Here is a 26,663-nt window from a genome sequence, read left to right on the forward strand (position 1 = left end):
TAATACTTTTTAGAAACTAAGTTGAACTCCAGTTATTAGTGATTTATATTTTGGGTAAAGGTTTACATCGATCCCTCTGGAAAGTACACTTCCACCAACTTCTGGATCAAGGCCTGAATAATTCGTTACCGTAAAGAGGTTCTGACCTGTTATAAATATTCTTGCACGATCTACAAATGTCTTTTTGATCACATCTGGAGAAAAAGTATATCCTAGTTGTAAAGTTCTCAACCTTAGGTAATCTCCATCCTCTAGAAATCTAGTGGAAGCACGGTTATTGCGATTTGGATCATTTAAAACTGCTCGAGGCACCTCTGTATTAGTATTAGCCGGTGTCCATGCATCAAGGGCAGCTGTTCGATAATTTCTTCCGGTATCCAAACTTAAAAGCCTGAAATCATTTCCATTATAAATTTTATTTCCTCCTACACCCTGGAAGAATATGGTAAGATCAAAATTCTTGTATTCTCCAGTCAGGTTTAAACTATATTCATACTTTGGTATTGCGGTTCCTGCATATACTTCATCATCTTCATTTATCACCCCATCACCATTTTGATCTTTAAACCTTATATCGCCGGGCTCTGCGTTGGGTTGAATAAGATTTCCATTCACACTATGAGACTGTACTTCTTGCTCATTCTGGAAAATTCCATCTGCAACAGGGAGAAAAAAGGCTCCCGGTTCATAACCAATCTTTGTCTGATTTACAAAATGGTCAGATCCAAATAATAAACCGATACCATACAATACCTGGTCTTCATTACTTAATTTAGTGACTTCACTATTAATAGTCGTAAAAGTTCCTCCGACAGAATATTTAAAATCATTATCCCTGTTGCGATAATTAGCTTCAAATTCGAATCCTTTATTTTCGAATGCGCCAACATTTACAATAGGATTGTTAATTCCTGCGGAAGGGGACACTTCTCTTGTTATTAATAAATCTTCGGTTTTACTATTATAATAGTTTATTGAACCTTGGAGTTTATTATCAAATAATCCAAAATCCAATCCGAAGTTAGCGGAAGTATTAGTTTCCCACTGTAAATCATCATTTTGGAGGTCGCGCGCTATACTACCTAAATATGAGTTCTGCGGATTACCATAAACGTAGCCCCCATCATTTTGACTTTTACCTTGTGATATCAATGCAACATAATCATAATAACCTAAGGCACTATCATTTCCCGCCTGTCCCCAACTATATCGTAATTTTAGAAAATTGAGCACTTCCTGATTTTCCATGAAGTTTTCTTCGGTAATTTTCCACCCTAAAGCAAAAGAGGGAAAAACACCATACTGGTTATTTTTTCCAAATTTGGAACTCCCATCACGTCTTAAACTAGCCTGAACGAGGTATTTCTCATCAAAAGCATAATTTATTCTTCCAAACTGGGAAACTAAAGCATATTCAGCGTTCGTTCCACTAGCTGAATAGGTGCCATCGCTAAACGCATCCAGCGTATTGAAATCGGGATCTAATATAGTAGCTGGCACCTTATTCCCGTCATCATCGATCTTATAACCCTCAGCCTGAGCATAGGTACTTTTAAATGGTTCCCTAATTCTTTGGTATCCTGCCAATAGTCCCACTCTATGTTTACTTAAATCAAAGTTATACCTTAGTGTATATTCTTCATTTAATCTTCTGAATTCTGAATGGTATTCAGATAAAAAAGAAAATTCACGTTCAGCAATATCTTGTACATCTCTTACTCGAAATGGCTGGTGAAAATTGTATGTGTAATTTTGGCGGTCAGCAAGGCTAAAACCTGCTCCAATATGGAAATTCTCAAATGCTTCAAAATCAAAATTTACATTACCAAGAAAATATTTCTGTTTAGTATAGGATTCTAGAAAATGATCTTCTCCTACTGGATTTCTATGATCTGGAAGATCCCCTGACCTATATCCAAATCCTGATTCACGGTCTTCATCTAATACCGGAATTAAAGGCGAAATAAAATAGGTCTCCCTGATAGAAAATTTATGTTCTTCTCTATAGGTTTCACTATAATTTAAATTCGTGGAAACATTTAATTTCCCTTTTTCTAAATTAATCTGAGAATTGACACCTTTTTTAGTGAATCCGGAACCAATTAATAAGCCCGTTTCCTCAGCGTAATTACCTCCAACACTATAATTTATATTTTTACTACCGCCACTAATTCTAATATTATGATTAGAAAGATATCCTGTCCTGTGGGTTTCATTAATCCAGTCTGTATCATATGTGGATGGATTTACCACATATTGTGGAAGTTCTGCGCCTGCATTCTCATACATTTGACGGTGAACGGCAATATATTCTTGAGCATTTAATAGCTCCATTTCTTCCCTAGGTGTATTTATACTTAAAGAAGATTCAATCTCAATTCTAGGTTTTCCTTCCTCTCCTTTTTTGGTCGTAATGATTACAACCCCATTTGCTGCTCTGGTTCCATAAATTGCCCCAGAGGCTGCATCTTTAAGAATTTCGATACTTTCAATATTGTTGGTATTGATAAAATAAGGATCGGCCTGAACTCCGTCCACAATATAAAGAGGCTCATTGTTTCCGAAAGTTCCAATTCCACGAATCGAAATCTCAGGTGCAGATCCCGGACTTCCGGTTGAATTTGTAACTGTAACTCCCGAAACTCGACCTTGTAAAGCATCAAGTGGATTTGTAGTTATAACTTTATTAAGTTCTTCACTTTTAACTGAGCTAATCGCTCCAGTTACATCACTCCTTTTTTGAGTACCATAACCTACGACAACTACTTCATTTAGACTTTCAAGGTCATCTTCTAAAGTAACGTCAATTATTTGCTGATTCCCTACTTCAATAGTTTTCGTTTTAAATCCTATATATTGAAAGCTTAATTCTTCACCTTGGGAAACCTCAATGGAATATTTTCCATCAAAATCGGTTTGAGTTCCTCTATTTGTTCCCTTCACAGAAATATTTACTGATAGTAAAGGCATTCCTTTGGAATCTGTAACTGTTCCTGTTATTGTTGATTGTTCCGAAATCGTTTGCGTACCCGTATCATAAAAAACTTCTTTTTCTTTTAATAGAATTACATGTTCTTCAGTGAACTCATAGGTATAATCTACTAAGGATAGACAGCGATTTAATAAATCTTCTGCTGAAATAATACCAGCATTCAATCTAAGACTAGGCGCTTCATTGAAAAGGTTACTTGGGTAAATAAAAGTGTAATCTGTCTGCTCTTTAATTAGTTGAAAAGCATCTTCGACACTAATATTGGCAGACTTATCAATTTTTATTTTAGCATTCTGGGAAAACAGCTTATCAGAGTTAAATCCAAAGCTGCTAATGCAAAAGAATAAGATAAAGACTCTCATAATAAAGATTAATATTCCCTTCGGCAAAGGCAATAGTTTACCATTCAATTTAGTTTTCATAAATTTGTAGTTAGTTAATTACTTAATTAATTGGAATGAGGGTTTAGATTGTCCAGATATAAACCCCATTCCTTTTCATTCTTGGTATTGCATTACTTTGATTTTATTTCCATTTAATTCAAATCGTGCTCGTTTAGTATTTTCAATAATGCGAAGGATACTTTCAAGATTTTGATCTTTCTTGAACCTGCCATTAAATTTCATTTCTTCTAATTCCTTCTCCTGGAAATCTGCTTCTATATCATACCATCTTGATAAAACCTCGAAAATGCCTTTTAAAGATTCATCCTTAAATAAAAACATTCCGTCCTTCCAGGCTATATAATCGTATACGTCTACTTCTTTTATTTCTTTTAAGGCATTGCCTTCAATAATCGATTGCTGACCAGGAATTAAGGCAATAGCATTTTTACCATATAATAGGTTTACTTTACCTTCAACCAGCGTAGTCACAATTTTTTGCTCGCTATAATTCTCTATATTGAACGAGGTTCCAATTACCTCAATATTCTGATTCGAATTTTTAACAATGAACTTCTTACCATTATTTTCTAGAGCTGATGTAACCTGAAAATAGGCTTCTCCATAGACCAAAACCACTTCTCGCTTTTTACTTTGCTCAAAACTGGTAGGAAATTCAAGTTTAGATTTTGCATTTAAAGTTACTCTAGTACCGTCACTCAATTCAACAGTGAATTGCTTACCTGCAGGAACGATGATAGTATTAGTACCAGACCTTCCTTGAGTTTTATCGATTTTAAGTTTATCCTTATTCGCTTGGTAATACCCTCCTGCAACAAAAGAATCTTTTTTTCCAAAGCTTATGGTGTTACCATTCTGATCTTTAAAAATTATTTCGTCAGATTTGTTTTCTGTTTCCTGAATATTCACCACCTGATTTTCCTGATCAAAAGGACTATTCAGGAAAAAATAAAGTGGAAAACTTATTAAACTAATAACCAAAATCGCTGCAACGGTATATTTCCAAGAAGAAGTATCGCTTTTTACAATTTTAGATTCAAACTTTTTCCATGCGAAAGAAGTATTAACCTGAATCGTTGTATTTTTTTGATTATAATTTTTTAGTTTAAAATAATACTGGCGATGCTCCTCTGAAGAAGAATACCAATCCTGAAATTGTTTTTCTTCCTCTGGAGTTAATCCCCTTTTAATTCTTTTTATTAATAAACTATACTCCATTATAAATTAGGTATGATGCCCCCTTTATATTAGAGACAAATTATTTTATGATTTGGGTGACAATTTTTGGATTTTTTTTCTAAATCAGTTAAAAAAACAGAATATAGAAACGACTATGAGAGCTGATTCAATTTTAAATTTAGCACGTTTTAACTGGGTTTTTACGGTATTTACGGAGATCCCCATTTCTTCCGAAATTTCGTTATAACTTAAGCCATACATTACTTTTAGCTTAAAGATTTCCTGCATTTTCGTTGGTAAATTTTCCAGGATCCCTTCAGCCTTCTTAACTAGTTCCAACATTTCTTTCTCATTAAAAACCTCTACTTGAAGTTCTTCTGTTAGGGATATTGAGATATCTATAAAATAATCTGAATCGGAGACCTTAATTTTTTTTAGATGATTTAAACTACGGTTCCTTACCATAGTAAATAAATACGCCTGAAAGGACTTTTCAATATTCAGGTTAGAGATATTTTCCCATAAGTAAATAAAGGATTCCTGAACCAAGTCTTCACTGGCCACCTGATCGAGTGTGAATTTATAAGAGTAAGATACTAAACGAGCATAGAAAGCCTCAAAAACTTTTTGAAAAGCTTTCCTATCCTTTTTCTTTAATCTCTCCAGAATAAGATTTAATTCCACTCGTTAGTAAGGTTTAAACAAAACAAGATATTTTAACCGAGCTACACAATATTTTGAATTGAAGTTTTAACATTTTGTTAATCTTATTTCATTTAAACACTGATTTATCAAATCTTGAAAAATTTTAAGCTATTTATTTGGCATTTACTAATTTTTTGTAATTTGCATGCGTCCACACATTCTCATTTTTCAAAACAAGATTTTATTTCCATTTAATTCATTTCTATTTAAGTAACCTTTTCTGAGTTTTTCAGATTAAAGCTTTTATAAAAATGAATAGATATCTATTGCTATGCTTTTACCTCTTTATTAGCACTTTTTTTATGGTTGCTCAAAAAAACCATAATCGTTCGGCTAAAAAAGAAATTTATAACTTATTAGACTACAGAGGAACCCCAGATTCTCCAGAAGATAAATCTTTTCTCATCTTCTCAGATAAAGGTTCGTGGTTTGGATTTTCTACACCTAGTGCTATTAATCAAGATGGCTTTTCAGGTCCTTTTATCATGTCACAAAATAATGGTACTTGGTTAAGTCCTTCATTAGTTAATATTCGTATAAAAAGTTTAATGGAAGCCAACCAGAAAACTTTAATTAGAAACTCATACGAAGGAAGACTTTCTGGATTAAATTTTAAGAAAGAAACTAAAAACTGGCAGATATCACATTCGATGTTTTTTGCTTCAGCAAAAACTGCTGTATTTAAATTTCAAATTAAAAATTTTGATGATAAACTAATTTCTATCCAGCCCGTTATAGAAGGGAAGATATTTGAAGCCGGTTTTAGTCTAGAACAAGAAAAAAAGCTAATTAAAGTAAAAAGTAAAACCAATAATTTTTACGGATTGCTTAACCTACCCACAGAAGTTAAGCTGTCTTCTATTGTTATTTCTGACACATCTTACTCTGCCGATCTAAATCCAATTGAAGTTGCCTCGGGAGCAACCCACGAATTCATTTATTCTTTCACATTTGCGACTGAATTTGATAAAAATGAACTTGACTTAATAAATACTATCCAAGGCAATTTTTACCAGGAACACAAAAAAATCCAACAAGAAAAGCTTGCCTTAATAGGATCCATCCAAAACCTAATGCAAGATCAATGGAAGGATTCTACTTATTACCAATTAGCACAAAAATCCTTGCTTACCCTTCAAAACAATTGGCGAGCAGCCTCTGGCGGATTAAAATATGATGGATTTTTTCCTAGTTATCATTATAAATGGTTTTATGGCTTTTGGGCTTGGGATAGCTGGAAGCATGCAGTGGCGGTAGCCTATTACGATCCAGATCTAGCCAAATCTCAAGTGCTGGCAATGTATGATTACCAAACCGAAAACGGTTTTATACCAGATTGTGTATACCGTGATAATGTAATTGAAGAAAACAATTACCGTAACACTAAACCTCCACTTTCTGCCTGGGCCGCTTGGACCATTTTCAAACAGGATGGCGATAGAGATTTCATTAAAAAAATTTACCCAAAAATTAAAAAACAACATGAATGGTGGTACCTGTATCGTGATCATGATAAAGATGGAATTTGCGAATATGGATCTACAGATGGAACTTTAATCGCAGCAAAATGGGAGAGTGGTATGGACAATGCAGTGCGATTTGACGATACCAAACTATTGCCAAACTCCAAAAATGCCTTCTCTATGGATCAGGAAAGTGTGGACCTAAACTCTTTCTTGTATGCGGAAAAGCTTTATTTAAAGAAACTGGCGAAAATCCTGAAAATTAAAAAGGATGAAGACCTTTTTGAAAAACAGGCGGATATCTTAAGAGAACAAATTAACCACCAATTCTATAACGAGGAGGATGGCTGGTACTATGATACGTCCTTGGATGGTAATTCATTTATTAAAATAAAGGGTAGCGAAGGATGGATTCCACTTTGGGCAGGCATTGCTTCTAAATCTAAAGCCAATAATCTTTTGAAAATAATGATGGATAGCACACAATTCAATACATCCGTTCCTTTACAAACCTTGGATGCCAGTTCAGAAAAATTCAAGCCGGATGGAGGATATTGGCGCGGGCCAACCTGGATAGATCAATCGTATTTCGGAATAAAAGGATTAAAAAAATATGGCTATGAGAGTGAAGCGAATGAATTGACCAGAAAATTAATACACAATGCTGAAGGGGTAACCCAAAAAGGAAAGGCTATTCGCGAAAACTATAATCCAATATCCGGCAAAGGCCTTGAGGCATACAATTTTAGCTGGTCTGCGGCACATTATTTACTTCTACTTTTAAATAAACAATTATGAGTAATTTGAAGCTGGACTTTGACCAGGATACCATCAACGAAATTGCAAGAAAGCTTTATAATAAAACTGGAGCTGTGAAATCACTTCCAGGGGAATTAGACCTTAATTTTTTAATTAAGACAGATTCTAGGGATTATATTCTCAAAATAGCTTCAAAAGAAAAATGTGAAATCGAATTCCTGAATTTTCAGAATAATATTCTCAATCATTTAGAAGGTGGTGATCCTACCCTTTTGTTACCCGAAATAATTCTAGGCATCGATGGTAAACAAATAAATGAACTGAAAATCGAAGGAAACAATTATTATGTAAGGTTATTAACCTGGCTTCCCGGTGAACTTTGGAGTGATGCTAAAGAACATACCCCGGGACTCTTGAAGGACCTTGGAAAAAAAGCCGGTTATCTTACAGGCCTTTTAAATAATTTTGAAGATCCATTTCCAATAAAGAGAAAATTCGACTGGGATGTTTCACAAACTTCCTGGACTAAACCGCATCAAAACCTTTTTAAATCACAAAAGAAAAATTATATAGATCACTTTTACAAGGGCTTTAAATCTATAGAATCTCAATTAGCCAATTGTCGCAAAAGTATAGTACATAATGATATTAATGATAACAATATTATAATCCAACCCAACAACGAAAAGGTAATTGGTTTTATAGATTTTGGAGACGCTACTTATACTGCGACTATTAATGATCTGGCAATTTGTGTGACATATGCCATAATGCAAAAAGAGCAGCTGCTTGAAGCCGCTTTAGAAGTAATAAAAGGCTATCACGCTTCCTTCCCCTTAAAAGAAAATGAGTTAGAATTGCTTTACTGGCTGGTAGGTGCAAGATTGGTCATTAGCCTTACTAAATCTGAAATTAACGCTAAATCTGAACCTGAAAACAAATATCACCAGGTAAGTACTGCAGCTGCCTGGGAATTAATTGAAAATTGGTACCATATAAAACCCTATCTGGCAGGTGAACTATTTAAAGACGCATGTGGCTATAGGACAAGTAAAAAATATTTACGATTTCAAAAATTCTGTAATTCAACGAATTTGGAGCTTTCAGATCTTTTTGAGACTAAAAGAAGCACTTCATTTAAGTACTTGAATATAGATATTTCAACAGATTCAATTAGCAGTCTCCAAGATACAAAGGATAAAAGAAAAATAGCTAAAAGACTTAAGGAGCACTGGAAAGAAAATGCTGAGAATATAATTTATGGAGGTTATAATGAGGTTCGGCCTGAATTGATAAGAGAGGAAAATCGAATTAAAACTTTAAGGGGTGACTTTTGGTCTAATCTATTACTAGGGGTGCAATTTTGGTACTTTAGAAAATTCAACGTTTGTGCATTAATTCCTGGGAAAATTGTAGAGCTGAATGAAACCAGGAAAATTTGCATAATAGAAAATTCCTTTGGTAAGAATGGTAAATTTTATACCATTTACCGGAATCTTATGTTTGAACCTTCCTTAGTTATTCATGGGGAAATTGAGAAGGGAGATATTATCGGAAAGCATAAATCCAAAGAGAAAGAGGCATTTATACTTCAGCTAAGTCTTCATCATCCTAACGAAGTACATCCGATTACACATTGTTTAGACCGGGAAAAAAGAGTATTTAATCAAGTTTTTCCTGATCCTATATTTTTATTTAAACAGCATAAAATCCAGGACCCAGGATTAGATAACGAAGCCCTTTTCTCAGAACGAAAAGCATATTTAGGCAAAAGCCTTAGTCTAAGTTATGAAGAACCCTTAAAGATTGTTAGAGGAGATGGAGCCTATCTTATAGATGATAAGGGGCGCAAATATTTGGATATGGTAAATAATGTGGCTCATGTAGGGCACGAGCATCCAGAAATTGTAAAAGCGGGAAAAAAGCAAATGGAAATGCTCAATACTAATTCCCGTTATCTTCATGAGAATATTGTCACTTTTGCGAAAAAGCTTTTAGAAACTTTTCCTAAAGAACTCTCGGTAGTTCATTTTGTAAATTCAGGGAGTGAAGCCAATGAACTGGCCATTAGAATGGCAAAATCTTATACTGCCCAAAAAGATTTTATTGCTGTAGAAGTCGGGTATCATGGAAATACTAATGCCTGTATAGATATTAGCTCATATAAATTTGATGGCAAAGGAGGAAAAGGCGCACCTGAACATACCCAAATAGTTCCATTACCTGATTTATTCAGAGGAAAATACCGTGGGGAGCATACTGGTTCGCAATATGCTGCCCATATTAAAGAAGCTATTGAAAACATCCATGAAAAAAATAGAAAACCCGCAGCATTTATTTGTGAAAGTATCATTAGCTGTGGAGGGCAGATAGAGTTACCCAAAGGTTATCTAAAATTGGCTTATAAATATACCCGTGATGCTGGAGGTGTATGTATTGCAGATGAAGTACAGGTAGGTTGCGGAAGAATAGGCACACATTTTTGGGGTTTTCAAGAACATAACGTAGTACCCGATATTGTAACCATAGGAAAGCCATTGGGCAACGGCCATCCCCTAGCAGCCGTGGTTTGTACCGCGGAAATCGCTAATGCATTTGCCAATGGAATGGAATATTTTAACACGTTTGGAGGGAATCCCGTTTCATGTGCAATAGGAAAAAAAGTACTTGAGGTAATTGAAAACGAGAACCTACAGCAAAATGCAAGCGAAATGGGAAGTTATCTGAAAGCACAACTGAAAGTACTTCAAAAACAATTCCCAATTATCGGTGATGTTAGGGGTAAAGGATTATTTCTTGGCTTTGAACTTAATGACAAGAAAAAGAATCCCCTACCCCATGCTGCCGACTCACTGGTCAACAGAATGAAAGAAAGAGGAGTATTAATGAGCACAGATGGACCAGATAATAATGTACTGAAATTGAAACCTCCTATAATAATAAACCGAGATCAGATAGACTACTTTCTCCATCATCTTAGTATCGTACTTCAAACAAGTAATTTAAATGCTTCTTAAATTTAATATACCTCCATTAATGAAAAATCAATTATATTTCTTTTTATCCATATTATTAATAGGAACAAACCTATTCGCTCAGGGTAAAAAACCATACGAAGATCATACAGTTTTTCAAATTAACAAACTTGATCCAAGAGCCGACTTTTTCGCCTTTGAAACCGAAGATTTAGCCAAAAAAAATGAAAAGGAACTTTCTAATAGATTTATTTCTCTGAACGGTGAATGGGATTTTAAGTGGGTAAAATCCTTAAATGACCGTCCTGAAAATTATTATAATCCTGAAGTTAATTCAGAAGGATGGGGTAAGATAAAGGTACCGGGGAATTGGGAAACTCAGGGTTACGGACATCCTATTTACCTGGACGAACGATATCCCTTTGATGAAACCTGGCCAGATATTCCTTACGAATATAATCCCGTTGGCACTTATCGAAAAACCATTGAAATTTCAGAAGATTTTATTGAAAACAATAGAGTTATCCTACATTTTGCCGCTGCAAAAGCCATTGAAGTGTATTTGAATGGGGAATTCGTGGGGTATTCTGAAGGTTCAAAAACCCCTGCAGAATTTGATATCACCCATTTTGTGAAAAATGGCAAAAACCTGCTTGCCTTGCAAATGGTTCGGTGGAGTGACGCCAGTTATTTGGAAAGTCAGGATATGCTTAGGATGAGCGGCATAGAACGGGAAGTTTACCTTTATAATACTCCTAAAGTCCACGTTCAGGATTTTGGAATTAAAGCAAATCTGGCAAACAATTATGAGGATGGTGCTTTTGAGGGTAGCTTTTTCATCAAAAATTCTTCGAAAAAAAACCAAAAAGCAAAACTTTGGATAAAACTCAAAGATCCAAAAGGAAAAATTGTTTATTCAGCTTCGGAAGAAATCCTTGTTAGAAAAAATGATTCTGTAGAGAGAATTTTTTCAGAAGAAATTGAAAATATAGAAAAATGGTCGGCTGAAATTCCAAACCTATATACATTGGAAATTAGATTGCAACCAAACAAAAATGTTTCTCCTTCCTTTATATTAAAAAAGATTGGATTTCGATCCGTGGAAATAAAAGAAAACCAATTATTGGTAAACGGAAAGGCTATTTACATTAAAGGCGTGGACCGTCACGAAACCGATCCCTTCACCGGGCATGTGGTAAGCCGTGAAAGTATGGAAAAGGATATTCGCTTGATGAAACAAAATAACATTAATGCTGTACGGAGCAGCCACTACCCCAACGATCCTTATTGGTATGATCTTACCGATAAATACGGACTCTATGTAATAGATGAAGCCAATATAGAAAGTCATCCGCTGGCGATTGATGAAAAAACACAAATAGGAAACGAGGAAAATTGGATCCCAGCACATTTGGAGAGAACAAAAAGAATGTTCTACAGAGATAGGAACCATCCTTCTATTATCATCTGGTCATTGGGCAACGAGGCTGGCCACGGAAAGGTATTTGAGACAACCTATAAATGGTTAAAAGATCACGATTCCAGACCTGTTCAATATGAACCAGCAAAAACAGCAGATTATACTGACATCTACTGCCCAATGTATCCTTCACCGGAGCATTTGGAAGACTACGCTAAAAACAATCCTCAAAAACCGGTAATAATGATAGAATATGCCCATGCGATGGGAAATTCTGTAGGGAATTTACAGGATTACTGGGACCTCATTGAGAATTATGAAGTTCTACAGGGAGGATTTATCTGGGATTGGGTAGATCAAGCCCTAGAATATAAATATCCCGAAGGGAAACCTTATTTGGCGTACGGTTATGATTATCATCCCGATTTACCCACAGATGGAAATTTTTTAAATAACGGTTTAGTTGATCCTTATCGTAATCCACACCCTCATTTATCTGAAGTAAAAAAGGTTTACCAGCCGGTTGAATTTAAATTTGATAAAGCTTCTACTACAATAAAGGTTTTTAATAAAAATTTCTTTAAAACATTAAATGATGAAAAAATTAAATGGAAACTTCTTGAAAATGGAAAGAGTATAGATTCAGGAAAGATTTCTATAAATAACCTTAAGCCTAGAACAAAGCAGGATTTTCAAATAAAATTCGATAAAACCTCTTCTAAAAATGAACTTATATTACAGGTGTTCCTAAAAACAAGTTCAGACGAAGAACTATTACCGGCAAATCACCTACTGGCTTTTGAGGAATTTGTAATATCAGCATTTAAAGGATCAGGTTTCAAACTTGTAAACAACGATGGAGTAAATATTATTTCCCAATCAGACAACTTTATAATTAAAGGAAAAAATTTCCAACTGAATTTGGATAAGGTTTCCGGGGAAATCAAGGAATGGAAATATAATAATCAATTGATTACCAATGAGCCCATACAATTAAATTTTTGGCGTGCCCCAACAGATAATGACCTAGGAAACGGAATGGATAAATGGGCTAAAATATGGAAAACGGCTACGTATAATTACACTTCAAAACTAATTAAACAACCAGTGCTTAACGATAAAAGAGTTGCTTTTGAGGTGGCTTATGCGCTTCCTGAAAATATTGCGAAGGTAAATGTAGCTTACGAAGTAAATTCAGATGGTGATCTTAAAATCAACTATAAATTTGAACCGCTCAAAAAAGAGCTACCAAATATTCCAAGAATTGGAATGTATATGATTTTACCAAACGATTTTAAAGATCTAAGTTGGTATGGAAAAGGACCAGAAGAATCTTATTGGGATCGCAAAACGGGTCAACAAACCGGTATTTATTCAGGTAGAATTGAAGATCAATTTCATAGGTACCTAAGACCTCAGGAAACCGGAAACAAAACCGATGTTAGATGGATAAGGCTGGAATCTGAGAACCTTTCTCTTTCAGTATATGCGACGAACTCTTTATTAAATTCAAGTATATGGCCATTTAAAATGGCAGAAATTGATTTAGAAGAAAATGAAAAAGCCGCATCTGCTTCCGGACTAGTACCTGTAACTAAAAAACATGGAGCTGATATAAAATTGGGGGAAACTTTACAATGGAATATAGATTATTTGCAAATGGGTGTGGGAGGTGATACTTCCTGGGGGAGACTAGTTCATCCGGAGTATACTATTAAGCCGAATCCCTATTCATATAGTTTTATTATTCAACCAAACCTGAAATAATAAAAATACTCATTACGCATATTTGATGGGCTACAATTTTATTGATGTTTAGAATTATATTATTCTTTTTAAACTTTAATAGGAATTAGCCTTGCGATATTTAAAACAAAAATTAATTATGGGCCGACCATCGACAAAACCGAAAGATTTAAGGGACGGATATTACATTGAGGTTCGAAATAAAAATAAAAAAAATGGCGTCAAGATTAGAAGAGACACCAAAGAGCAACTCCAGCTGGCCATTGAAGAATATAAAAAAATAAAAGATGTGTTAATTCTAGGGAGATTCAAGAATGGAAAAATGATTGAAATCCCAGATCTCAAGCATCCAAAATAGAACTTTATAATACTTCTATACCGTTTTTATTTTTCAAAGCAGCTAAGAATTTAACTCCTTTCTATTGATTTTAATAGATAGGATGATAAATTAAAAAGCCCGGAAACATAGTGTTTACGGGCTTTTATAAGAATTTAATAAACGCTTATAGGAGAAATAGGATCTATTCTTCTATTACTTTTACATACATTAAGGATATATAATTATCCATATAAATTATAAGAAGTAGCTGAGAAAAAAAATTAAAGAAACAAAGGCGAATGCTCTTTAGCTTTAGATATAATTGACTAATTAAATGCATTATTACCACCATAAATAATTCACAGACGATTGGATTACAACGTTTTTTTGTAAGAAAAACTATCTAGGTTACTATTAAATTCCTTTGAAGGAAAAACTCAGGTTAAGAGCCTAAAAACAACCCGCTGATAACCAATTTATCTATTATAAAATAGTTCTCTCATTTTGAAACTGTGTACGAAATTGCGAAGGGGTGCTGTTTTTAACTTTTTTAAACTGCCGGTTAAAATTAGATAAATTCTGAAATCCTACATCGTAACCAATTTGTTCAATGTTCAAATCTTCCTTTATCAGTAAAACACAGGCATTTTCGATTCGTACCTCATTTAGAAACTGAACATACGTTTTCCCGGTCCTTTCCTTAAAATATCGGCTAAACTGGGATTTACTCAGATTTGCCTTTTCGGCTACATTTTCAACCAAAATATTCGTTGCATAGTTTGAAAAGGTATAATTGATCACTTTATTGAGACGATCATATCCTTTTTCATTCAAGGTTGGTGATAGGCCAGTAGCATTTAAGAATTCGTAATTTTCATCATTAAACTGACTCAATATTTTCAACAATTGAATCACTCTTCCCTCATTTGTTGCTGAGCGCATATCGAGCATCATTTGTTCCAGATTAAATTCAGAATTTCGACGTAGCTTTATTACTCTTTTTGCATTTAGCAATAGGTTTCGTATTTCCCTCAATTCAGGGACTTCAAAAAAAGATTCTCCAAAGCTATTATAACTAAAGAAAATTGAAAGACCTTTTATTCCAGGGGAATCGGATTCATAATATTTTGCTGAACTCTTTATTAAATGTGGTACATCCTGACCTATAAAATATAAATCTCCTTCTTCAAACTTGACAACATTCGTTCCTCCATAAAATAAACCGGTTCCCTTTTCAATAAGTGTAATCTGATATTCCGGGTGGTAATGCAGTTTACCATAAAAATACTTTCCGGCTTCTTCCTGGACACGGATCGCTTTATTCTCAGTTTTTGGTATTTTGAAATAAATAGGCTTCATACCCGAATATCAATCATTATAACCAAAAGGATCTTCTATACTTTTGGCTGGCTCGGTGAACCAAACCGGGCCATTTTCATCAATATAAACATGGTCTTCAAGACGAACGCCAAATTCATTTTCAACACAAATCATTGGCTCTATACTAAAACACATACTTTCTTTGAGCTTAATAGAATTATCTTTTACAATATACGGATGCTCATGGATCTCTATACCAATCCCATGCCCAACTCTATGCGGAAGTCCCGGCAATTGGTATTGCGGCCCTAAATTGTTTTTCTCTAAAAATTTCCTGGTTTGATCATCTATTATTCCACAGGCACTATTTTCCTGTATCGCTGAAAAAGCTGCAAATTGTGCATCTTTCTCTACCTGCCAGATCTGTCGCTGTTTGTCATTCGGTTTCCCAAAAAAATAGGTGCGTGTAATATCTGAAATATAGCCGTTAAATTCACAACCGGTATCCACTAGAACAATATCGTCCATTTCCAGATCCTTGGGATTCTTTACTCCGTGTGGAAAACTGGTATCTTTTCCAAAAAGAACAATGCAAAAGTAAGAGCCATTTTTAGCTCCCATTTTTTTATGTGCTTTATCTATAAAATCCACTACTTCTGCCGTAGAAATGCCAATTCTCAAAATACGGGCGGCAGCTTTTTGCACCTCCATGGTTATATTCATGGCATATTGGATATTCTTGATTTCAGCTTTAGATTTATACATTCGGCATTCCATGAATAGTTGTTCTGCCGAAAACTGTCTGGCATTCTGAATATGCCGGGTAAAACCATCACTTATCCTGAAAGCAGTTGTGTCGTCTATTCCCAACCTAAATTCATTTTTTATAGCAATCTTTTCGGAAATTACCTCGAACACATTTTCATGTTCTTCCCAGGCTAAAATTTCACCTTGTACTCCCATAAAATCTTTAATAGTTCCGATCTCAAAATCTGGAACTATATATATCAGGGTTTCATCTGGAAGAAGCAGGGCGCCAACCAGACGTTCAGAAGGAGACCACCTGGTTCCTGTAAAATAATAAAGATTTGGCCCGGCATTAATATAAATCATGTCTACTGATTCTTTTTGCATCAGTTTGCAAAGTTTCTGTAGCCGTTCGTTGAAGCCATCCAGCGCAACAGGATTTGGCGCGCCAGGTATAGGTTTTAACTTATTAAGTTCCTTTTCTATTGTACTTCCGCCAATTCCGTTTTTCAACATATTGATATTTTAAATTTTTCGATCTGGGCTAAAAGGATTGATATCCATTGATAATTTTTTCTCTGAAATGATTTCCGAAACCAATTTGCCTGTGGCTGGCCCCAAACTCCAGCCCATCATGGCGTGTCCGGTAGCAAAAATCAGGTTTTTAACAGCCTTGCTCCTACCAATATAGGGTAAACCATCTGGAGAACATGGTCTCAATCCAGATTTAGCATTGCTTATATCCTCTTCATCAATTTTTAAACCTTTATAATATCCTTCCGCAGCATTTGCGATAGTTTCTACACGATTTTTTGAAATTCTTTCATTAAGTCCCGAAAGTTCCATAGTGCCGGCAAATCTTGTGAAACCGTTCATAGGGGTTACTGCTACCCTAGCCTCTATCAAAATAGTGGGAATACTGATTCCAGTGGATTTCTCTACATTAAAACTATATCCTTTTCCGGCTTCTAGTGAAAGTGGAATCTTTAACTTTTTTGCAAGTTTCGAAGTCCAGGTTCCCGCGGCAATAATTACCTCATCGGCCGGAATTTCTCTAAGACTAGTTTTTACAGTATTAATTCTACCACTATTTATTTTGAAATCCTCCACTTCCTCATTCAATATAAAATTCACCCCTTGCTTTTTTAGAAAAGCTTTCATATCCCTCATAAAATCATTAGGAGTCATATGCGCATCTGAGTCATAAAAATAAGCTCCGTTTACATTAAAATCTACATTCGGCTCCAACAATTTAAGTTCTTCTTTATTTAGGTGCTTCACCTTTAATCCCCGCTTTAAGGCTATTTCAGCTACTTCCCCTTCCTCATCGCCTGTTTCAGCCAGTTTATAACACATTAAAAGCCCCTTTTGATTAAATTCGAAATCAAAATCTGAAGATTCTTTCATTGCCTGATATAAATCCCTGCTCATAAGATTAATTTTCAAAATTGCAGGAATGGATTGATCTACTCTTTTCTGAGTCGCAGACCTTTTAAAAGACCAGGCCCATTTTATAAAATCCATATCTGATCTGGGTTTTACATAAAAAGGACTGTTTTTATTCAGCATCCATTTTAAACCTTTGGTGATTATCCCAGGAGAACTAAGCGGAATAAAATGGCTAGGGGTTATATAGCCGGCATTTATGAAACTGGCCCCCGAAGAAAAGTCATTGCGATCTATAATCGTCACCTCGTGGCCCTCCTTATACAGATAATAAGCGATATTTAGGCCGATTATACCTCCTCCAATAATTAGGCATTGTTTATTCATGATTAATACTTATTTCTTAGATTACCTGAAATCCGAAAGCATATGGATCTTTTTCGTCAATCGTAATAGTATTACGTCCGAAGACCTTTGCCCAACCCTTTATGCTCGGGATAATTGCGGGATGATTCCCTATGCTTGTTTCCTTCTCGATCTTTCCTGTAAATTTTGAACCTATAAAACTTTCATGAATAAAGTCTTCTCCGGCTTTTAATTTACCACGCATATATAATTGCGCCATTCTTGCTGAAGTTCCGGTTCCGCAGGGAGAGCGATCTATAGCTTTATCCCCGTAAAATACCGCGTTTCTACCATGGGATTTAGAGTCTATAACATTTCCCGTCCATAACAGGTGACTTACATTTCGTATGGTGTCATTCTCAGGATGAATAAAATGATCTGGATATTTCTCGTTGATTTTCTGTCTCAGATATTGACTGTAACGCACTATTTCAGAAGCGGAATAGTTCTGAAGTCCGTGATAGTTCTTTTGGGGATCTACTATTGCATAGTAATTCCCTCCATAGGCGACGTCAAACTTTAATTCGCCCAATCCGGGGCAATTAATCGTTAGATCTTTAAAAGCTAAATAACTTTTTACATTCGTTAATTTTACCCAATCTACTTTATTCCCTGTTTGCTGATAATCAATCTCTACCAGACCGGCGGGTGCTTCCATCCTGATTTTACCAGGAACCTTTGGGCTAATGAGCCCTTCTTCTATGGCAATAGTAATGGTTCCAATGGTGCCATGCCCACACATGGGAAGACAGCCGCTAGTCTCGATAAAAAGAATGGCAAAATCGTTATCAGAATCATGAGGCGGATAAATCATACTACCACTCATCATATCATGACCGCGTGGTTCGAACATCAAACCTTTTCGAATCCAGTCATATTCCTTTATAAAATGCTGGCGTTTCTCACTCATATTTGATCCTTCTAAAAGAGGAATACCTGATTTTATAAGACGTACAGGATTTCCACAGGTGTGGGCATCTATACATTCAAAACTTTGATAGATCATCTAAATACTTATTTAATGAACTAAGGAAGTAATGCTTCTGGAAAGTCCTGAAAACTTATTGGTCTCAGCCATCTATTGATCGCTGAAATTCCTACGGAAGTAAACCTGCTATCGGTAGAGGCAGGATAAGGCCCACCATGTGTCATTGCCGGTGAAACTTCAACTCCAGTGGGCATACTATTGAAAATTATCCTACCTGCTTTATGCTGAATTAACTGTACCGTCTTTTTAAGATCACTAAATTCTTCTTCCTCAGCGATCAGACTGGCTGTAAGTTGCCCCTGTAAACTTTCTACCGCTTTATTTAATTCTTCCAGATTATCACATGTAACCAACATGGTGAACGGGCCAAATACCTCTTCCTGCAGTCTATTGTTTTCAAAGAAATTTTTAGCATTTATTTTTACGATAATTCCTGCTACCATATTTCCATCCTTATCTCCAGCTTCGCTTAATACAGTAATATTAGAATTAGATATAAAATCATTCTTTACCTTGATAAAAGCCTGTTTAATTCCTTGGTTTAACATACATTGCTCATCGATCTGGGAATTGGCCGACACCAGTTCTTTCTCAAAATCGGCTAGCTTATCATTTTCCACAGTAAAAATTATCCCCGGACTCGTACAAAATTGACCTGCTCCAAGATTAAAAGAGCCGGCAAGTTGCTGTGCAATCTCCTTACCTCTTTTCTCCATCGCTGCTGCACTAACTATTACAGGGTTTACACTACCCATTTCAGCAAATACCGGGATTGGCTCTTCCCTTTTTGCAGCAAGATCATACAAGGCACGTCCCGCTTTCAAACTTCCGGTAAAACCAACCCCTTTAATTTTGGGATGCTTTACCAAAAATGTCCCTACTTCTATGTTATTGCTATTTAAATGTGAAAAAACACCATCTGGCATTCCAGTTTGCTTCGCAGCTTGGATAATTGCTGAAGCTACCAGTTCTCCAGTAGCCGGGTGCGAAGGATGCCCCTTCACCACTACCGGACAACCCGCTGCTAATGCACTGGCTGTATCACCTCCAGCTGTGGAAAAAGCCAGTGGGAAATTGCTGGCACCAAAAACCGCTATTGGGCCAATTGGAATGCTAGTAAGAAGCAAGGCTGGTTTTGGCATTGGAATTCTTTTAGGATCTGCCTTATCTTCAAAACTGTTTTTCCAATTCTCATTTTTAATATAAGAAGCAAATGCGTTTAATTGTCCTATAGTCCTGCCCATTTCTCCTTTTGCCCTTGCTTCGGGTAAACCAGTTTCCCGGCAATAAGTTATAATCAATTCATCACCTAATTCTAAAATCTCGTGACCAATTGCTTCCAAAAATCCGGCTCTTTCTTCTACAGTTTTAGCTGAATATTCTAAGAAAGAAATTTGGGCTTTTTTAACCGCCTGATTTACCTCTTGATGTGTAGCAATATGAAATTTTTCATTTTTTTCTTCAGTTGCCGGATTAATTGATTCAAATACGGAAGTGTTTTCCGCAGAGAGCTCATAGCCCACATAATTTTTTCCTGTTAACATATCTTATAATTTCTATTAAACAGATAAATATTCTTCAACATTTGGCCGAGATGCCATGGCTGTATCTATGATATTCTGAACGTTTTCACGCTCTTTACCATTTAAAGATAATCGCGGTGCTCGCACGTTCTCGGTTCCAATTCCCGTGGCTACTTCAGCCATCTTAATATTCTGAACCAATTTTGCATTGATATCCAGCTCTAAAACTGGCAGAAACCAACGATATATTTTTAATGCTTCTTCAATCCTACCAGCTTTAACGAGATTATAAATAGCGACCGTTTCTTTTGGAAAGGCACATACCAATCCAGCCACCCAACCATCAGCTCCCATCACTAAACTTTCCAAGGCTATAGTATCTACCCCACTTAAAATCTTAAGCCTATCTCCAAATCGATTAATTATCCTGCTGATATTCGAAGTATCTCGTGTAGATTCTTTTACAGCCTGAATATTGTCTTGTTTGAGTAGTTCTTCGAACATATCAAGACTAACCTCGATTTTATAATCTACAGGATTATTGTAAACCATAATTGGAAGAGAGGTACTCTTAGCAGTTTCCTTGTAATATTCTACAGTTTCCCTATCATCTGCTAAATAGCGCATTGGGGGAAGCATCATTAGGCCTGAAGCTCCGTCTTGTTCAGCAGTTTCTGCAGCCTGGATGGCTCCTTTTGTAGATTGTTCAGCAATATTCATAATTACAGGAATGCGATCGCCAACAATTTCTTTTGTAAATCTGGTTAACTCCCGTTTTTCTTCAGCCAGTAGTGTACTTGCCTCGCCTAAGGTACCACCGAGGATAATTCCATTTACCCCTGCATTCAGCTGGGCGTGAATGTTCTTTTTGAACATATCCAAGTCTAGATTATCATCTGCCGTAAATTTGGTGGTAACAGCGGGCATGACCCCTTTCCATGTAATTTCCATAATTCATTTTTAAGTTTATATGCAAATATTCAAGCAATTAGCGGCATTTATCTCTTAAAAATGCTTATATAATGGTACTATAATGCTGATAGTTGTTTGGACAAAATACTTTGTTATTCTTCGCCATCTTCTTTTAGTTCTAAAGTTTAAATTCGAGATCATTTCGATAGATACATTAAACCGCAAGAAACAGGTGACAATACTGATGTTTGTTGGATTAGATTGGAATCCAAAATTATAATACAGCCATTAATACTAAAGTTTACTCTTAAATGCCAGTGTTTGGCCGATTAAAAAACACAAATTGATCCAAAAGAAAATGAAATTTCAGATTCGGCGTCTGATCTTAGGCCAACTAAGACTCACAATAGAAGAATATAGAGAATCAAAGGAAGTGGTAATTTTGGGTAAATCTAAAAATGGAAAGATGATTGAAATTCCCGACCTTTAAACTTATAAATATCCTTGCATGACAAAAGAAATTTCAATCTCTAAAAAACTGGAAGAGCGGGTTAAAGAACTTTCCTGTCTTTACGAGGTATCTTCTGCCATCCGCAAACATTCTGATTCAGTTTCAGAAACTCTAGAAGAAATTTGCAGCATCACAAAAAGAGCGTGGTTATTCCCAGAACATGCTATTGTTCAATTAGAATTTGAAGACTATAATATATTCACTTCTACCATTCCAGTAAATTCAGTTTTTCAACAAAGTAATATTATGCTCTTCAATGAAAGTAAAGGCGTTATAAAAGTTTATTATAACACCGATAAATTAGCCAATGCCCATTTTTTAGAAGAAGAACAGAAACTTTTAAATAAAATCGCAATCGAGATAAGCGAATTTTTTGAGCGCCGAGAAAATGTAAAAAAGGAAGAACTGTTAAAAAGAAGTGCTGAGCGAAATGATCGTCTTTCAATATTAGGTGAGATTACTGCCGGAATAGCTCATGAACTCAATACTCCATTGGGAAATATTCTGGGCTTTGCTGAATTGATAAAATCAAGTACGAAAGAAAATCAAACTCAGAAAGACTCTGAAAAAATCATAAAGGCAGCGATATATTCCAGAGATATTGTAAAAAAATTAATGTTTTTTGCTTGTGAGATGCCTCACCATAGAGAAGTTATTCAAATTAAACCTATAATAGATCAGGCTTTAAATTTATTAACTCCCAATTTACAGAAAGCAAGAATCTCCTATAATTTCACAATTGACGACCCAGCTCTAGAAGCACAAATAGATACAATTCAACTAACTCAGGTTTTATTCAATATTTTGATCAATGCAATATATGTTTCACCTGTGGGCAGCTTAATAAATATAGAAGTTTCAAGTTATACGGATCATTTTATTTTAGAGATAAAGGATGAAGGTCCAGGAATCCCGGAACACTTAAAATCCAAAATATTCCAGCCTTTTTTTAGTACAAAACCTGTAGGAGAAGGTTCTGGACTTGGTTTAAGCGTAGTTCATGGAATAATTAAAAGTCATCATGGCGAAATTATTACTTTTGACAATACACCTACAGGAACTGTATTTCAAATAAAATTACCATTAAAGCTTTAATCCATGGCACTAAAAAAAGCAAATATCCTTATTGTTGATGATGATTACGATATGCTTGAGTTAGTTCAACGCCAGCTTCGTGAGGAGAATTTTCACTCATACCAGGCAGCATCTGTGGTTGAAGCTATAGATATTTTAAAATTTAACGCAGTAGATCTTCTAATTACAGATTTACAAATGCCAGGAATTGGTGGCATGGAACTTATTAAATATGTAGAAGAACATTTTCCCAATGTACCTAAATTGGTAATAACGGGTTATCCTTCTATAGACGGTGCTTTGAATTCAATAAAATCTGGAGCCTTGGATTATTTGGTAAAACCTTTTACTAAGGAAGAACTTTCCAAAGCCGTAGAAAACTCACTTCCTAAAAGATCAATTCGAACTGAAAATAATTCTCCAGAAATAGATAAACCTTTCATATATGCCGGAATAGTTGGTAAATCTGAAAAAATTGAACAATTAATTGATCTTATAGAACGAGTGAAAAATAATCGTGCTACTGTACTTATACAGGGGGAAAGTGGAACGGGAAAAGAATTGGTGGCTCGAGCTATACATTATAAGGGTTCATTTGCCGCTAATCCATTTATCGCGGTTAATTGTGGAGCTATTCCGGAAGAACTATTAGAATCTGAACTTTTCGGATATAAAAAAGGAGCCTTTACAGGAGCTAATGATAACCGACAAGGATTTTTTCAAGCCGCTGCTGGTGGCACTATCTTTCTAGATGAAATTGGTACCGCTCCCCTTTCGGTACAAACCAGATTATTAAGGGTGCTTCAGGAAAAAGAAGTACGACGTATTGGTGAGCAAAAAGCACAGAAGATTGAAGTCAGAGTTATTGCAGCTACTAACAGCGATCTTAAGCAAATGATAAAAAAGGGTACTTTTAGGGAAGATCTTTATTACCGCCTGAATGTAATGCAAATTGAAACGCCTCCATTAAGAGATCATAAAATAGATATTCCTTTGCTTGCAAAAAATTTCCTAAAAAAATACGCTACAGAATATGCCAAACCTGGGATTGAAATTACAGAAAAAGCAATGGAAATACTTGAGCGTCATAATTGGCCAGGAAATGTAAGAGAACTAGAAAATGTTATTCAAAGGGCGCTTATAATGAGTGAAAAAAGTATAGATATAAAACAACTTCCTGATTATCTCAAGTATCCTACCCCAAACTTCGAATCTAATTCGAAATCATTGCAGCAGGTTGAAAAAGAGCATATTTTAAAAATTATGGCTAGTGTAGATAACAACAAAACAAAAGCTGCAGAAATTCTTCAAATTGACAGGAAAACTCTCCGAAAAAAACTTAAATAAAGACCATACTCCAAACGGTACTTTTCTCCCCCACCGGGGCGTTTCTCCCCGCTTATAAAATTCGATTCCAAATATAATACACGCGTAACACACTTATTACCTGATTATTACAACTAAGGCCTTATTGTTTATTTATTCTGGGCATAGCATTTGACTTTCTGTATATGAGAAAATATAAATCTATGATAGAATGAATTTGACTAACGGAAGAATAAAGGCCAACATTCCACATAAAAAGAACTTAAAAGGATTACCCCAGGATATGCTTAAAGGGCTGTGCTTTAATTGCGACCATCGCAAAACCTGCACCTGGAAAGATAACAGGAAATTATTTTGTGAACACTTTCAATAATATATAATGATAAACACTAAAAAAGCCATTAAACAATCTATGTACGAGACCGTGATGCATCAGTTCAATAAAACGGCCGATATGATAGATTTGAATCCCAACATTAGAAAGATTTTGGGTATTACTAACAATGAAATTATCGTGCATTTTCCAGTAAAAATGGATAATGGAAAAGTAGAAGTTTTTACAGGTTACCGAGTGCAACATAACAACGCATTAGGTCCCTACAAAGGAGGTTTACGTTACCACGATACTGTGGATATTGATGCCGCCAAGGCACTTGCGATGTGGATGACCTGGAAAACATCATTGGCTGGTCTTCCTTTTGGAGGTGCTAAAGGGGGCATCAAAATAGATCCTCGAAATTATTCAGATTCGGAATTAGAAAGGATCACTAGGCGTTTCACTTATGCCCTAGGTGAAAATATTGGCCCAGAGCATGATATTCCGGCTCCAGATGTTAATACCAATCCACAAACCATGGCATGGATCGTAGATACCTATATGTCAACCATATCATCTTCGGAGCGATCGCATAATCAACATGTGGTAACGGGTAAGCCTGTTGGTGCAGGGGGATTAGAAGGTAGAGACCGTGCTACCGGATTTGGGGTTTATTTATCTATAAAATTATTGCTGGCAGCAGAGGACAAGGATTTAAGTAATAAGAAATTTATAGTCCAGGGATTTGGTAATGTTGGGTATTGGGCTTCTCATTTTTTGACCAAAGATGGTGCTAAATTAATCGCTGTACAGGATGCACACGCTACACTTTATAATGAAGTTGGAATAGATACACAAGCTCTAGCGCAACATTGTGAACCAAGGAAAGGATCAATAAAAGGGTTTCAAGGTGCAGATGAAATCGAATCTAATGAGTTCTTTGGATTGGACTGTGACATCGTTATACCTGCAGCATTAGGAAACCAAATTACTGCAGAAAATGCCTTTAAAGTACAAGCATCTATTCTCGCTGAAGGAGCCAACGGACCTACTGATAAAGAAGGAGAACAAATTTTACTGGAGAAAGGGGTAACAATTATTCCTGATATTTTCTGCAATTCAGGTGGTGTGATAGGAAGTTATTTTGAATGGTTGCAGAATAGAAACGGAGAATTGTGGCAACTGGAGGAAGTGATGGCTAAAATCGAAAAAAAACTTACTGAAAATTTCTATAAGATCCATTCAGAAGTAAATAAACGCAATGTTGATTGGAGAACAGCAGCTTTTATTCTGGCTATATCCAGAGTAGAAACTGCTTATAAGCAAAGAGGAATATTTCCATAGATTATTGAACAAAAGAACATTAAAATGAAATACGGAGAATTAATTATTGAAAAAAAAGAATATGAATTTCTAAAACAAATCATGTCTTTAGCCAAATATTATAAAGATAATTCCTATAAGGCTTCAATATATAAACTAACCGAAGAATTAAAAGATGCGAGGATTATATCTAATGCTGATATGCCATTAGATATTATTCGCTTAAACTCCTTGGTCACCATAGAAACACCTTTTGCCGTTGAAAGAACATACCAAATTGTAACGCCAGAAAAAGGAGACATTCGAGAAGACAAGATTTCTGTACTTGCTCCAATGGGTTTGGCGCTATTTGGTTATGCACAAGGCGATAATATCACATGGACTTTTCCGCTAGGAGAAAGCCATATCCATATTAAAAAAGTAAAACAAATTGAACCAGATATAATGAAAGTGAATTATGGTAAACAGCATTCAGGAACATCATAATAATGAGGAAATAGAAGTGTTAAGACTTCAAAATGAAATTAATCAATGGAAATCTGAATTAGATTTTATTGAGCAAGAAATCAATTTTTATCTAGAAATTCTGAATTCTTCGATAGTTAAAGAAACAAAGGCTTCCAATATAGATCCTAAATATCTTTTAAATCAATTCAAGGACATAGAAATCTCTAATGATAAAATTAAAAAAGCTTGTAAACGATTTCAACCAAAATTGGAAGAAAAAAAAGAATGCGAAGATATTCAATGCGATCATGCATTTTTAAACGAACATGTACTATTGCGATTAAAAATTGAGAATTATCTAAGTAAGGTTCGAACAACCAAAGGTTTAACATTTGAATTTTTAAGAAATGTAATATAGGAATA

The 26,663-nt window shown here is 35.3% G+C and carries 18 protein-coding genes; 9 read left to right on the forward strand and 9 right to left on the reverse strand.

All coding sequences use genetic code 11. The annotated features are described in order from the left end of the window. Positions 1-9: 9 nt before the first annotated feature. From C8P64_RS10205 to C8P64_RS10215, 3 genes are all read right to left on the reverse strand, one after another. On the reverse strand, positions 10-3,414 hold the full coding sequence (locus C8P64_RS10205; protein ID WP_108171961.1) for a SusC/RagA family TonB-linked outer membrane protein: 3,405 nt from the start codon (positions 3,412-3,414) through the stop codon (positions 10-12). 75 nt (positions 3,415-3,489) lie between these two features. Next, positions 3,490-4,614 (reverse strand): FecR family protein, encoded by a 1,125-nt coding sequence (locus tag C8P64_RS10210; protein WP_108171962.1) that lies wholly within the window; start codon positions 4,612-4,614, stop codon positions 3,490-3,492. An 84-nt stretch (positions 4,615-4,698) separates the two neighbouring features. Continuing rightward, on the reverse strand, positions 4,699-5,259 hold the full coding sequence (locus C8P64_RS10215) for an RNA polymerase sigma factor (RefSeq protein WP_108171963.1): 561 nt from the start codon (positions 5,257-5,259) through the stop codon (positions 4,699-4,701). A 272-nt stretch (positions 5,260-5,531) separates the two neighbouring features. Between C8P64_RS10215 and C8P64_RS10220 the strand changes: the two genes are divergently transcribed. The 4 genes from C8P64_RS10220 (at position 5,532) to C8P64_RS10235 (ending at position 14,001) form a co-directional block, all read left to right on the forward strand. Further along, positions 5,532-7,541, forward strand: coding sequence for an MGH1-like glycoside hydrolase domain-containing protein (locus C8P64_RS10220; protein WP_108171964.1), 2,010 nt, complete (start codon positions 5,532-5,534; stop codon positions 7,539-7,541). Continuing rightward, a complete protein-coding gene (locus C8P64_RS10225) occupies positions 7,538-10,519 on the forward strand; it encodes an aminotransferase class III-fold pyridoxal phosphate-dependent enzyme (RefSeq protein WP_108171965.1) in 2,982 nt (993 codons plus the stop codon). Before C8P64_RS10220 ends, C8P64_RS10225 begins: the two co-directional genes overlap by 4 nt. 19 nt (positions 10,520-10,538) lie before the next feature. Beyond that, on the forward strand, positions 10,539-13,664 hold the full coding sequence (lacZ, locus tag C8P64_RS10230; RefSeq protein WP_245889695.1) for a beta-galactosidase, LacZ type: 3,126 nt from the start codon (positions 10,539-10,541) through the stop codon (positions 13,662-13,664). Positions 13,665-13,755: 91 nt separating this feature from the next. Then, positions 13,756-14,001, forward strand: a complete 246-nt coding sequence (locus C8P64_RS10235) for a hypothetical protein (RefSeq protein WP_341476489.1) — start codon at positions 13,756-13,758, stop codon at positions 13,999-14,001. Positions 14,002-14,445: 444 nt separating this feature from the next. Here C8P64_RS10235 and C8P64_RS10240 read toward each other — a convergent pair whose 3' ends face one another. Genes C8P64_RS10240 through C8P64_RS10265 form a run of 6 tightly spaced genes read right to left on the reverse strand, consistent with a single transcriptional unit; the run spans position 14,446 to position 21,282 of the window. Further along, positions 14,446-15,321, reverse strand: coding sequence for an AraC family transcriptional regulator (locus tag C8P64_RS10240; protein WP_108171968.1), 876 nt, complete (start codon positions 15,319-15,321; stop codon positions 14,446-14,448). A gap of 9 nt (positions 15,322-15,330) precedes the next feature. Beyond that, complete coding sequence (locus C8P64_RS10245; RefSeq protein WP_211307613.1) at positions 15,331-16,545, reverse strand: M24 family metallopeptidase; 1,215 nt, start codon at positions 16,543-16,545, stop codon at positions 15,331-15,333. Positions 16,546-16,554: 9 nt separating this feature from the next. After that, positions 16,555-17,802 (reverse strand): NAD(P)/FAD-dependent oxidoreductase, encoded by a 1,248-nt coding sequence (locus C8P64_RS10250; protein ID WP_108171969.1) that lies wholly within the window; start codon positions 17,800-17,802, stop codon positions 16,555-16,557. Positions 17,803-17,818: 16 nt separating this feature from the next. Next, positions 17,819-18,826, reverse strand: a complete 1,008-nt coding sequence (locus C8P64_RS10255; protein WP_108171970.1) for a 4-hydroxyproline epimerase — start codon at positions 18,824-18,826, stop codon at positions 17,819-17,821. Between the two features lie 20 nt (positions 18,827-18,846). Then, the gene (locus C8P64_RS10260) at positions 18,847-20,352 is read right to left on the reverse strand and encodes an aldehyde dehydrogenase (NADP(+)) (protein ID WP_108171971.1); all 1,506 of its coding nucleotides are present in this window, start codon (positions 20,350-20,352) and stop codon (positions 18,847-18,849) included. A 15-nt stretch (positions 20,353-20,367) separates the two neighbouring features. Then, positions 20,368-21,282, reverse strand: coding sequence for a dihydrodipicolinate synthase family protein (locus tag C8P64_RS10265; protein WP_026914947.1), 915 nt, complete (start codon positions 21,280-21,282; stop codon positions 20,368-20,370). Between the two features lie 469 nt (positions 21,283-21,751). Here C8P64_RS10265 and C8P64_RS10275 point away from each other — a divergent pair, with 469 nt between their 5' ends. From C8P64_RS10275 to C8P64_RS10295, 5 genes are all read left to right on the forward strand, one after another. Continuing rightward, complete coding sequence (locus tag C8P64_RS10275) at positions 21,752-22,849, forward strand: sensor histidine kinase (RefSeq protein WP_108171972.1); 1,098 nt, start codon at positions 21,752-21,754, stop codon at positions 22,847-22,849. A 3-nt stretch (positions 22,850-22,852) separates the two neighbouring features. Beyond that, positions 22,853-24,175: a sigma-54-dependent transcriptional regulator gene (locus C8P64_RS10280; RefSeq protein WP_108171973.1), complete on the forward strand. Its 1,323-nt coding sequence runs from the start codon at positions 22,853-22,855 to the stop codon at positions 24,173-24,175. Between the two features lie 358 nt (positions 24,176-24,533). Then, a complete protein-coding gene (locus C8P64_RS10285; protein ID WP_108171974.1) occupies positions 24,534-25,814 on the forward strand; it encodes a Glu/Leu/Phe/Val family dehydrogenase in 1,281 nt (426 codons plus the stop codon). A gap of 24 nt (positions 25,815-25,838) precedes the next feature. Next, complete coding sequence (locus tag C8P64_RS10290; RefSeq protein ID WP_108171975.1) at positions 25,839-26,279, forward strand: GreA/GreB family elongation factor; 441 nt, start codon at positions 25,839-25,841, stop codon at positions 26,277-26,279. Continuing rightward, a complete protein-coding gene (locus C8P64_RS10295; RefSeq protein WP_108171976.1) occupies positions 26,251-26,658 on the forward strand; it encodes a hypothetical protein in 408 nt (135 codons plus the stop codon). The genes C8P64_RS10290 and C8P64_RS10295 overlap by 29 nt, the downstream gene beginning before the upstream one ends. Positions 26,659-26,663: the final 5 nt, after the last annotated feature.

This window comes from Christiangramia gaetbulicola, assembly GCF_003054225.1.
In the GTDB taxonomy this organism is placed as follows: Bacteria; Bacteroidota; Bacteroidia; order Flavobacteriales; family Flavobacteriaceae; genus Christiangramia; species Christiangramia gaetbulicola.